A 12,444-nucleotide genomic window follows, 5' to 3' on the forward strand; every position below is an offset into this window, starting at 1 on the left:
CTTAATGTTAGCTGTTTGTGGTAAATGAATGGTATTAAAAGGCAATTAAAGCCGATAAATATCGGCATAAATACCCGATAATTATCGAAGTTTGACCTAGATCAATTCCTTGGCGTAAATCCTCACTACACTGGCCGCAAGTTTTGAATCAATCGATTTAAATCTGTTTTTTGGCTTTCGGCATATCACTTTCTGAATTACCGATTTCCGCAATATAGATTATGTTTTATTGGAGCAGTTATTATGAAACTACCATCAGCTACAGCAACCGACCTAAACAAACCAGGCCTTCGTCACTTCTTGAAAACTCAAGATTTCACTAAACAAGAATTGACTGAAATTCTTGATCTAATGACGCTGTTAAAGCAGGCGCGTAAGGACAATGCCGTTCCACAATTGTTCAAAGGCAAATCTGTTGCAATGATATTTGAACAGCCGTCGACTCGTACTCGAGTGTCGTTTGAAACAGCTGCAACAATTTTAGGTGGCCATGCGCTATTTCTTTCGCCAAAAGACATTCACCTTGGCGGTAAAGAGAATATTGCCGATACCTCTCGCGTGCTTTCTCGCATGGTAGATATCATGATGGCGCGAGTCGATGACCATAAGACGGTTGCCGATTTAGCTGAACATGCCACGGTGCCGGTCATCAATGGTTTATGTGACTGGTTGCATCCAACACAAATGATGGCTGACATCTTTACCATGATGGAACACTTGCCAGCAGGCAAAGACTTAAGCGATTTGAGTGTTGCCTTTGTTGGTGACGCGACCAATGTTGCCTCAGAGCTTATGTTCATTTGTACCAAGTTTGGTATGGACTACAAACACATTGGTCCTGCGAAATACCAAGTACCACAAAAGTGGATCGATATTGCTGAAGAAAACTGCAGCTTATCCGGCGGTACATTGACCATCACTGAAGACACTAATGCGGTGGAAGGCTGTGACATTTTAGTTGCCGATAGCTTTTACTGGTTTGGTCAAGAAGCAGAAAAAGATGATCGTTTAGCGACGTTTATTCCTGAGTACGTAGTTGATCAAAGACTTATGGATAAAGCTGGACCTAACACTATGTTCATGCATTGCTTACCAGCAAATGATGAGCGTGAAACGACGCGTGAAGTGATGGATGGCGACAACTCGCTAATCTTTGACGAAGCAGAAAACCGTCTAACAGCGCAAATGGCGTTACTTGTGTACTTTACTCACAAGCACACCAAACCGGCAGACGATGCGATTGCTGCTGATCACGACGCCATTATCGGCGATTTCTTAACCAAGCTTTAATGCCTTGTTAGCAAACAACAGTGTTTCGGCATAGCCGAAACACTGAGTTTAAATTGAGATTGAATTGGAGTGAGTTATGAGAATCGTTGTCGCTCTTGGTGGTAATGCTTTGCTAAAACGTGGCGAAGCTATGACCGCTGAAAACCAACTGTGTAATGTCAAAATTGCCGCTAGCGCTCTGGCAGAGCTTGCCAAAGAGCACGAAATTGTTATTGCTCATGGCAATGGTCCGCAAGTTGGCTTGCTGGCTTTACAGGCTGCATCTTATGAAACGGTTGCCCCGTATCCTTTGGATATTTTAGGTGCCGAAAGTGTGGGTCAAATAGGTTATATGATTGAACAGCAAATGGGCAATATACTGCCGTTTGAACAAAAATATGCCACCTTGCTGACCCAAGTTGAAGTGGATGCCAATGACCCTGCATTTGCTGACCCGACCAAATTTATCGGTCCTGTTTACAGTTATGAACAAGCCGACCTTATCGCCAAAGAACGTGGCTTCACGTTTAAGCCCGATGGCGAATATTATCGCCGTGTTGTGCCGTCACCATTGCCTAAACGAATTTTTGAAATATCGGTTATTGAAATGTTGATAGAGCAAGGCGTGATCGTTACCTGTGCTGGCGGTGGTGGTATCCCAACCATGTATCAAGAAGATGGCACGTTAACCGGCGTTGAAGCGGTTATTGATAAAGACAGAACGGCCTCTTTATTGGCACGAGAGATAAATGCAGACGCCTTATTGGTATTAACCGATGTTGATTCGGTATACCTAAATTGGGGTACGGATGAGCAAAAAGAAATTCGTACAGCATCCACTCAAGCCATGTCTGAATTTGGCTTTCCGGCAGGTTCTATGGGACCCAAAGTTGAAGCGGCAATTGAATTTGCGCAAGCAACTGGCGGCTTAGCCTGTATCGGTTCATTGGAAAATGCTAAGGCAATGCTTAACGGCGATGCTGGCACCACGGTGTTGAAAGATTGCGAGCAAACAGTCTACGCCTAATGGTTAATTAATATGTGTGTGGCTTGATGACGTTGCGGTTGTTGTCAAGCCAGCACTATGGAGTACATATGAAAACGGGTATTAAATTGTTGATGGGGGCCGCCCTGTTAACAGGCGCAGCAACACAGGCTGCTGAAGTGTCAACAACCATCAGTGCAACCGATGATTATCGCTTTCGCGGTATCTCTCAATCCGCTGGCGATGCGGCATTGCAAGGCAGTTTAGATGTAGCCTTTGATAACGGCGTTTATGTTGGTGCTTGGGCCAGTAATATAGATTTTGGTGGCGATGGCGATACTGAAGTCGATTATTACATTGGCTACTACACCGATATTACCGATGACTTAGGTATAGATGTTAGCTATTCATACTACACCTATCCGGGCTTAGATTATGACAGTGATTATGGTGAAATCGCGACAACCTTATTTTACAAAGACTTTAGTATTCAAATGGCCTACAGCGATGATTTTGCCAATACCGATGAGTCGGCAACGTATGTCGCCATTGATTATCAAAAAGTAGTGATTGAAGAGTTAGGCTTTGCGCAAAATATTGCCATTGAGTTGCATGCTGGTCATAGTTCTGGTGATTACTGGGACGAATACGATATTGGCTCTTACTCAGACTATTCAGTCGGTGTCGCAACCGACATCAAAGGCTTCAACTTTAAAGTAGCCTACATGGTTAATGACATTGATGACGAGGATGAAATTGGCAGTAATTCCGCATTCCGTAATGACAACGCCATTAACTTCTCAGTCTCAAAAACATTTTCCTTAGGAACCTTCTAATCTTCTATTGATTTGGTCTGACACGTATAAGTATCTTACTCTCCTCGCTTACTCTCGAGCTTATGCGTGTTAGGCCAAGTTAATACCTCCGGCCTTGAATCAATCCGGTTAACTAAATTTATTGACGACATTACAGAGAAGCCTCAGTAATGCCGGAGAAATCTAGCGTTTAGTTTTAATCGTTATTGTTCTTTATCGGTATGTTTTACTACCGCTCCTGATTTCATAACAAATGATACATTCATCACTGTTTCAATATTCTCTAACGGGTTTTCATCGACCGCAATGATATCGGCAAGAAGGTTTACTTTTATTCTTCCTCGATCTTCCACCCCTAATAATTCAGTGGCATTAATGGTCGCAGCTTGTAACGCTTGAGAATGGGTCATACCACGAGCGACTAATGCCAGAATTTCTGCTGCATTTTCTCCATGAGGTATTAGAGGGGCGTCACTACCCATAGCTATTTTCACATTTGATTTGATTGCTTGGATTAAACGCTCTTTCCCTAACGGCAGTACATACTCCGCTTTTTCACGTAACTTTGGATGCATTTTTTCTAACAACGGCTGTAGGTACTCAACTAACCCCGTCGTGGGAACTAAATAAGTGCCATTCGATTTCATTAATTCTATGGCTTTATCATTAATTAACGATCCATGTTCTATTGAGTCAACACCCGCTTCAATCGCAGCAATAATACCTTGCGTCCCATGCGCATGAGCGGCGACTTTTATATCATGACGGTGTGCTTCATCTACAGCGGCTTTCATTTCTAGATCCGTCAATTGTTGTGCTCCTACCGAATCTTCTAACGATAAAACCCCAGCAGTTGCGTGGATTTTTATCACTTTAGCACCATGTTTAATTTGATATCTTACTGCTTTAACCACATCATCAACGCTATTAACTACGCCGTGTTTTGGGCCGATTTCAATCAACCCTTCCGCAAATCCCATTGTCAGATCACCATGACCACCTTCTATGGTAACCATATGACCAGCCGGAAAAATGCTTGGTGCTTTCACCCAACCTTCTTTACCCGCTTCCGATAATGCGACATTTGTTAAATCTTTAGTAATGTGGCCCTGACCCACATTGCGAACTGTTGTGAAACCACCCATTAGGGTTAATTCAGCGTTTCTAACTGCTCTTATCGCGCCTTTACTGGCGTTTTCTTTCGTTAATATGTGATCAAAACTTCCGTCAAAATCGAGATCAAGGTGGGTATGCATATCAATCAATCCTGGCAGAAGGATTTTATTCTTTAAATCAATACGATGTACCTTATCGGGAAGCTGTTCAGGGTTAATCGCTTTAATCAGGCCATTTTCGATAAGAATATTAGCAGGGGAAACTAGTCTACCTTTATCAACATCCACATAGGATTTAGCTTGAATTAAAGTCGGTATTTCGTTGGCAGCTATGTCATAAGAGACAATCAAACAAACAATCAGGTAGATAACTTTTTTCATTTTATTCTTCTCAATTGGTGGCGGTAAAGCCTGTATCTACAGATTAGCAGTAGCACTCAAGTCTTTCAATTATCATGATTTTTACCCCGTTTAGCTTTCTGCAGGTGGGGGCTGGTTCAAGATTTTTTTGCGAAGATTCTGAGCTTTCGCTTAATATACAAATTATATTAATTGTAAGGGATTGCGGTTATCTGCGTATGGCGCAAGGTTGACGCTCATTGTCTGTAAAGGTAATGTCTGGTTTGAGTGAGAAGTAGACAGAGAATAGTTGTATAAAAAATAATGAGTGAAGTAGATTTAGTTTTTTTAATTGTCATCCTAGTTGTCGGTGTGTTCACCTCTAAATTAGCCACCAAAAAGAAAGCAGACTTTAAAGAATCGGCTGACAAATTCATATCCGCCTATGGGTTTAAAAGGGTAACCTCTATTTCCTCTGAGCTTCATAGGCATGGGTTTAGCATTTTCGATCTAGACGAAGATGGCTTATTAGAAAATATACTTTTAAAGACTAATGCTTCGAGTGATGTTTATCTTTTTGATTTCCAATATTCAATAAAAGATGGTGGTAGAAGTTCTCAATCTGCTACGCAACGTGTCGCCTTTATTAAGCTAAACAATGATTTGCTATATAGCTTTGATCTCAAACCTGAAAGCTATTTTGACAAGATTAAACAAGCAATTGGTTTTGAAGATATCGACTTTGATGACTTTAAGAAATTCTCTAATAAATACGCTCTAAAATCTTCAGATAAGGAAAGAGTCGAAAAGAGCTTTCCACAAAAGCTAATGAAGATGTTAGAAGAAAAAGAAGGTGTATTTATTGAGGCCAGAAAAAACTGCATTCTAATCTATATCAAAGGTGGCCATGAGCTTTCAGCATATGAGCCTTTATACAATGATGCAGTTGCGTACAAAAAGCTCCTTATCGAAAGCGTATAGTGTTTAGTCTGCTTATGGCACAAAGCGGAAATAATTAGTTTCAAGTGATCTGACCCCTTGAAGCAGTAATACAGACAAAAAGACAACCAACAAGAAGAACAAATGCAAACTCTCAAAACACTAATCATCGCTTTTACATTGGTTATAGCACCAATCTCTTTATTTGCTAACTGGTCCTCATCAGAGGTTGAAGCACTTTGCCAATCAAGCAACTCAATCAAGACATACCAGCAGCTATCTTTAAAGGTAGAGGATAGTTTATTCAGCCAAGTAAGTGACCAGAAGGCAAGTGATGAGCTTGACAGAGTCTTCATTTACAGCGTGTTTAATTTTGCTCGTAACATCTGCCACATCACCTTGGACAACAACAATATTGTTAGCATGACGTATGGACCAAGCCACCCTATCTAATATGACATACAGAGCACAGCCGAATACAAAGGGTGTTATGGCGGCTAATGGCACAAAGCAGCCCTTCAAAGTCACCTTTAACATAATGGGGATCCCATCCAAAAACACGATGGGATGACGCACAGGTTGTGCTAATGCAAATTGCTTCCAGGATGAAGGTTTATATTAGTGACGGCGCTCTGTTTTTAGCTACGTTTTACAACCATGTTTTGCAGGCGGTGAAATTGACATTGACCCAATGTTGTTCATTAAGTTGCTCTGCCGCTTGGCTAATGCGATTGCGAATCGCATCCATCTCGGCAATGCTAAGTAAGCCTTTTGACATAAGAAAATTCAATTCGATATTTACTTCTCTGCCGATACTGACCATACGTAATTTGTATTGCGCATTGAGTTGTTTGGCGATGGTGCTCGCTTCGTCATCAATTGGTTGCAATTGATCGTCGCTCACTTGGTAATACAAGATTTCTTTGCCGGCGGCGAGTAAGGTTTTCATCGGCATTAAAATAAACAAGCACGATGCGATAACCACCATAACCGGATCTGCATAAGGGATCAGCTGGCTATATTGGCTATCTCTTAGCAGCAATGACACACTAAAACCGGCCAGCACACCAACACTCAGTACAGTGTCTCCAAACCATTGATTTTTTTCGGCATTAAGTAACTTTGAACCAATGCTTCGATTCTTGATAAGCAAAAACATAAAAATGATAAAACAGCCAATGGTGCTGATTATCGCGTAAATTAATGCTGATTCGATGGCAACGTTTCGACCTCCTTCTAATACCACCAGTACCGCATCGATGCTTGAGAACAGACAGACACCGATAACGATTAACGATTTAAATAGGATGATCAAAGGTTCAAAATGCGCCTTACCAAAGGGAAAACGCATGTCTTCATTGGCTGACTGAATTTGCTTTAGCACCAGTAAAGACACCAAGCTTAGTAATAAGCTGATGGTCGAATAAATACCGTCAAACAACACCATGCCTGAACCGGCATACAGACCCCAGCATACCCCTAAAATGGCAAAGGCTGCGGTAGTGAAAACACAGATTTTTAAGATGGTTTGTTCGGTCATAAGAGCACCCCAATAAAATCCATAAACAGAGACATTGTTCGACCTTGCTATCTTACGCATTGGTTAAATAAACGCCAATGCTAATCTGCGTTGCTGTTGATCCAAGTCAACGCAAATGTGCTGTAAAGACAGCGTTAGATACAAAAAAGCCACCTTATGATGAGGTGGCTTTTTAAGTTGATGCAAGGCGGGTTAGTAACCTATTGCCATACCATCTTTGCGCATTTCACTGGCACCATAATAAACGCCGGTGTCAGGATCGCGCCATATCGCTTGGTAGCCGCCAAATGGACCAGAGGTTATATCGACTTTGTGGCCACGTTGTTGTAACTCCTTGACGACAGCAGCACTGACACCGCTTTCTAATTCAAGTACACCACCGTCTTGCATGCGGCCTTGCCATGTTGGCTCAGTTGAACCGCGATGATGGTAACGAGCAGCATCACCAGATTGCTGTACGCCCATGCCAAAATCGATGATATTAGCCACCATCTGAACGTGACCTTGCGGCTGCATAGCACCACCCATTAAGCCAAAACTCATCAACGGTTGACCGTCTTTGGTTAAGAATGCCGGAATGATGGTATGGAAAGGGCGTTTACCCGGAGCATAGACATTAGGATGCCCTTCGCTTAACGAGTATTGTGCGCCGCGGTTTTGAAAAATAAAACCCAAACCATCGGCGACTAAGCCGGTGCCCATACCACGGTAGTTACTTTGGATTAACGAGACCATCATGCCGTTTTTATCTGCGACGGTAAGGTAAATGGTGTCACCATCAATTAATTTCGGATCGCCGTGCTCGACCTGATTGGCCGCCTTGTTCATATCAATTAGCTCGCGACGCTTAGCGGCATAATCTTTTGATAATAAGCCATCAAGAGGAATGTCATAATATTCTGGGTCAGCGTAAAAACGCGCGCGATCTTCAAATGCCAGTTTCTTTGCTTCGGTCATCACGTGCAGGTAATCGGCACTGTTGTGACCCATGTTAGCAAGATCGTAACCTTCAAGAATGTTAAGCATTTGCAATGCGGCAATACCTTGACCGTTTGGTGGCAATTCCCACACGTCATAACCACGGTAATTTACCGACACGGGCTCTATCCAAGTGCTGGTGTGGCTAGCAAAGTCTTCTTTGCGCAAGGCACCGCCTATGCGTTTAAAGTAGGCGTCCATGGTGTCGGCAATTTCGCCTTGATAGAACGCGTCTCGACCGCCGTTGGCTATTTTGCTTAAGGTGTTGGCCAGGTCTGGGTTTTTAAAAATTTGACCTTCTTTAATGTATTCGCCATCGACTAAGTAGGTGGCTTTATAGTTATCAATTTCTTCTATCTCGCCAGCTTTATGTAAGCGCTGATAACGCTCTTGATATATGCCCATGTAATAGGATACGACTTCAGTGACAGGGAAACCTTGATTGGCATAATCGATAGCAGGTTGCAGGTTATCGCTCATCTCTAAGCTACCAAACTTAGCATGCAGCTCATACCAGGCATCGACGGTACCCGGCACGGTGACAGGTGAGCTACCCCAATTAGGTATTTCACTGACATCACCAATTTTTGCTTTTAGCTGCGCTAAGGTTTGTCCTTTAGGCGAACGCCCTGAGCCATTTAGGCCATAGAGTTTTTCGGTTTTTGGATCCCAAACAATGGCAAATAAATCACCGCCAATGCCGTTGCCCGTTGGCTCCATAAGACCAATCGCTGCGTTGGCGGCAATCGCGGCATCAACCGCACTGCCACCTTGCTTTAAAATATCAATGGCAACCTGGCTCGCAAGCGGGTGCGATGTTGCTGCCATGCCGTTGCTGCCCAGTACTGCTGAACGAGTTGCCCAAGGTGCACTGACAACACGATCGCCACGCCCATCTTCGCGCATCATAACTTGCTTAGTATTGTCTTCGCCAACGTAAACCAAACGTGGGTCTTGTGGTTCTGAATCATTGTTGTCTTGCATAGTTGAGCTACAGGCTGCCAACGTTAGCGACAGACCACAGCCTATCGCTAAGGCCGATTTGTTAACATTCATAATCGATTGTTCTTTAGAATTGTTTATTGAGTGTAGCTCTAATACAACAGAGTTGATGGGGTAATGTCAAAAGCGGCTACGATAAACCGCCAACTTTGTGCGACAACTCGCAACAATAAGGTCAACTACAGCTTAAAGTACGACTTTAAGTCCGTAAATATTAAAGGTTTTCTTTAATTGCTGCATGGTTAATTGACTCGGTGGGTGGATATGAGCCAATTCATAGGTGTCGCCATATTGCTGCCATTTATAAGCACCAATAGAATGATAGGGCAGCAATTCGATATGTACTACATTGTCCATTGGATGCAGAAATTCTGCCAATAACTGCGCCGATAATTGGTCATCGGTATAGCCAGGCACAACCACATAGCGAATCCAAACCGGTTTGTTGATCTTTTGCAGGTGGCGGGCAAAACTCAACGCATAGCGATTGCTGACTTTGGTTAAATCAATATGGATTTTATCCTGAATCTGTTTCAGATCGAGCAACACCAGATCGGTGACTTGCATTAAGGCATCCATCTTCTCGTCTTGACCGCGAATAAAGCCATTGGTGTCGAGTGTGGTATGTATGCCTTCTTGCTTGCAAGCGGTAAACAGAGCGGTAACAAATTCGGCTTGTAAGATAGGCTCACCACCAGAGACAGTGATGCCGCCACCAGAGGATTTAAAGAAGTGTTTATAGGGGCGTACTTGTTCTAAAACTTGCTCAACGGTCATTTCATCGCCAGCATCTTCGTCCCAACTATCACGGTTATGACAGTATTTGCAGCGCATAAGACAACCCTGCATAAAGACAATAAAACGTATGCCGGGACCATCAAAGGTTCCGCAAGACTCTACTGAATGAACACGACCCGTAACCATATAATCCTCAAGCGCCTAACACAAATAAGGATGGCAGAAGCCATCCTTATTGTTTAGGTTATTACATACGATCGATAAAAGTACGATTAATAACATCCTGTTTTTGCTCTTGGGTGAGCGAGTTAAAGCGCACCGCATAACCAGACACTCGAATGGTTAACTGTGGGTATTGCTCTGGGTGTGCCATCGCATCCAACAGCATTTCTCGGTCAAGAACGTTGACGTTGATGTGTTGCCCACCTTCAATACTATCATCGTGGTGGAAGTAACCATCAAGCAAGGCTGACAAGTTTTGCTGTTTGCTGCTATCGTCTTTACCTAACGCGCCAGGCACCATTGAGAAAGTATATGAAATACCATCTTTGGCGTCTTTAAACGGCAGTTTACCGACAGATTGCATCACCGCAAGTGCGCCTTTGGTATCACGACCATGCATCGGGTTTGCGCCCGGTGCAAACGGCATACCCGCTTTGCGACCGTCTGGCGTTGAGCCTGTTTTCTTACCATAAACCACGTTTGAAGTGATGGTTAACACCGATTGAGTCGGCGTCGCTTTGCGGTAAATTGGGCTCTTCTCGACTTTCGCCATAAACTCACTGACCAAATCACAAGCAATGTCATCAACTCGAGCGTCATTATTACCAAACGCTGGAAAGTCGCCGTCAATTTCAAAATCAATGGCAACACCGTCTTCGTTACGAATAGGTTTTACTTTGGCGTATTTTATCGCAGATAAGCTATCGGCGGTCACCGATAGGCCGGCGATACCACAGGCCATGGTGCGTTCAACATCTCGGTCATGCAATGCCATTAATGACGCTTCATAACTGTATTTGTCGTGCATAAAATGGATGCAGTTCAATGCCAATACATACTGTTTGGCAACCCAATCGGTAACCTGATCAAAATTGGCTTTGACCGTGTCGTAATCAAGCACGTCATCGGTGATTGGATCCATTTTAGGGCCAATTTGAGTTTGCATTTTTTCATCTACACCACCATTGATGGCATAAAGTAGCGCTTTGGCTAAGTTGGCACGCGCACCAAAAAACTGCATTTGCTTGCCGAGGATCATCGGGCTTACACAGCAGGCAATACCGTAATCATCTGAATCAAAATCAGCGCGCATCAAGTCATCATTTTCATATTGAATTGAGCTGGTATCTATAGATACTTTGGCACAGTAATGTTTAAAGTTTTCCGGTAAATGCTCAGACCAAAGCACCGTCATATTCGGCTCTGGACTGGCACCCATGGTGTATAAAGTATTAAGAAAACGAAAGTTGGTTTTACTCACCAATGTACGGCCATCAAGACCCATACCACCAATAGATTCGGTCGCCCATATCGGATCGCCAGAGAATAACTCGTCGTAATCAGGGGTACGTAAGAAACGCACCATACGCAGTTTCATCACAAGGTGGTCAATCAGCTCTTGAGCTTTCTCTTCATCAAGCACACCACGTTCAATATCACGTTCAATATAGATATCTAAGAAGGTTGACACGCGACCGAACGACATTGCCGCACCGTTTTGCGATTTAATTGCTGCTAAGTAGGCAAAGTAAGTCCATTGCACCGCTTCTTGCGCATTAAGTGCTGGTTTTGAAATATCAAAGCCATAGCTTTGTGCCATGGTTTTCATATCATTAAGGGCGCGATGTTGGTCAAAAATCTCTTCACGTAAACGAATGATACGCTCTAGCTCTTCGCTGCTTGGCGCATCTGTTAACTCTTGCTCTAGTGATTTGTGCTGCGCGGCTTTATCTTGCATTAAAAAGTCAATGCCATATAAAGCTACACGGCGATAATCACCGATAATACGACCACGGCCATAGGCATCAGGTAAACCGGTGATAATACCGGACTTACGGGCTTTAAGAATGTCAGAGGTGTAAACATCGAATACCCCTTGGTTATGGGTCTTACGATATTTGTGGAATATTTCGCTAACCTGAGGCGATAGCTCTTTGCCGTAAACTTTGGCGCTATTTTCGACCATACGAATACCACCGTTACATACGATGCCGCGCTTAAGTGGAGCATCCGTTTGTAAACCAACAATGGTTTCTAAATCTTTGTTGATGTAGCCAGGGCCATGGGAAGTAATTGTTGAGGGAACATCGGTATCAAAATCGACGGGCGCTAAGGTTTCGTTTTCTTGCTTGATACCTTCAGCGACTTGTTGCCATAGCGTTTTGGTTGCATCTGTTGCACCAGCTAAAAAGCTGTCGTCACCTTGGTATGGAGTATAGTTTTGCTGGATAAAGTCTCGAACGTTCACCTGTTCTTGCCAGTCACCTGGGGTGAAGTCGCTCCACGCGTTTGTTTTGCTATCACTAACCATTTCGGTCTCCAAATTTTAGAAAGGCCAGTTACCGTGTCAAACAGAAGATATATCGACACCATAACTTTAAATATGTGCGTCATTGTTTTAAGAGCATGGCGTGCTCTTGGTAATTGCACCAGCAATTACCCAATTGCTGTTATAAAATTATATGTTAAAAACAACTAATTTCATGGCCTATAAAGATAATA

Annotated in this window: 10 protein-coding genes; 5 read left to right on the forward strand and 5 right to left on the reverse strand. The window is 43.2% G+C overall.

The annotated features are described in order from the left end of the window. The first annotated feature begins 243 nt into the window (after positions 1-243). From ptcA to E2K93_RS11245, 3 genes are all read left to right on the forward strand, one after another. Positions 244-1,290, forward strand: coding sequence for a putrescine carbamoyltransferase (gene ptcA, locus E2K93_RS11235; RefSeq protein ID WP_135439181.1), 1,047 nt, complete (start codon positions 244-246; stop codon positions 1,288-1,290). A 76-nt stretch (positions 1,291-1,366) separates the two neighbouring features. Further along, the gene (gene arcC, locus E2K93_RS11240; RefSeq protein WP_135439182.1) at positions 1,367-2,296 is read left to right on the forward strand and encodes a carbamate kinase; all 930 of its coding nucleotides are present in this window, start codon (positions 1,367-1,369) and stop codon (positions 2,294-2,296) included. 68 nt (positions 2,297-2,364) lie between these two features. Continuing rightward, positions 2,365-3,090 carry a TorF family putative porin gene (locus tag E2K93_RS11245; protein WP_135439183.1) on the forward strand — a complete coding sequence of 242 codons (726 nt, stop codon included), beginning with the start codon at positions 2,365-2,367 and terminating at the stop codon, positions 3,088-3,090. Positions 3,091-3,272: 182 nt separating this feature from the next. Here E2K93_RS11245 and E2K93_RS11250 read toward each other — a convergent pair whose 3' ends face one another. After that, on the reverse strand, positions 3,273-4,565 hold the full coding sequence (locus E2K93_RS11250) for a metal-dependent hydrolase family protein (protein ID WP_135439184.1): 1,293 nt from the start codon (positions 4,563-4,565) through the stop codon (positions 3,273-3,275). A gap of 282 nt (positions 4,566-4,847) precedes the next feature. On the opposite strand from E2K93_RS11250, the gene E2K93_RS11255 reads away from it, so the two are divergent. Next, positions 4,848-5,504, forward strand: a complete 657-nt coding sequence (locus tag E2K93_RS11255; RefSeq protein WP_135439185.1) for a hypothetical protein — start codon at positions 4,848-4,850, stop codon at positions 5,502-5,504. Positions 5,505-5,606: 102 nt separating this feature from the next. Further along, positions 5,607-5,915 (forward strand): hypothetical protein, encoded by a 309-nt coding sequence (locus E2K93_RS11260; protein ID WP_135439186.1) that lies wholly within the window; start codon positions 5,607-5,609, stop codon positions 5,913-5,915. Positions 5,916-6,111: 196 nt separating this feature from the next. Here E2K93_RS11260 and E2K93_RS11265 read toward each other — a convergent pair whose 3' ends face one another. From E2K93_RS11265 to pflB, 4 genes are all read right to left on the reverse strand, one after another. Beyond that, on the reverse strand, positions 6,112-7,002 hold the full coding sequence (locus tag E2K93_RS11265) for a cation diffusion facilitator family transporter (protein ID WP_189637755.1): 891 nt from the start codon (positions 7,000-7,002) through the stop codon (positions 6,112-6,114). 192 nt (positions 7,003-7,194) lie between these two features. Beyond that, positions 7,195-8,889 carry a gamma-glutamyltransferase gene (ggt, locus tag E2K93_RS11270; protein WP_135440480.1) on the reverse strand — a complete coding sequence of 565 codons (1,695 nt, stop codon included), beginning with the start codon at positions 8,887-8,889 and terminating at the stop codon, positions 7,195-7,197. 279 nt (positions 8,890-9,168) lie between these two features. Further along, entirely contained in the window at positions 9,169-9,906 is a 738-nt protein-coding gene (pflA, locus tag E2K93_RS11275; protein ID WP_135439188.1) for a pyruvate formate lyase 1-activating protein, read from the reverse strand. A 61-nt stretch (positions 9,907-9,967) separates the two neighbouring features. Further along, on the reverse strand, positions 9,968-12,253 hold the full coding sequence (pflB, locus tag E2K93_RS11280) for a formate C-acetyltransferase (RefSeq protein ID WP_135439189.1): 2,286 nt from the start codon (positions 12,251-12,253) through the stop codon (positions 9,968-9,970). Between the last annotated feature and the right edge of the window lie 191 nt (positions 12,254-12,444).

It is taken from the genome of Thalassotalea sp. HSM 43 (genome assembly GCF_004752005.1).
Classification (GTDB): Bacteria; Pseudomonadota; Gammaproteobacteria; order Enterobacterales; family Alteromonadaceae; genus Thalassotalea_A.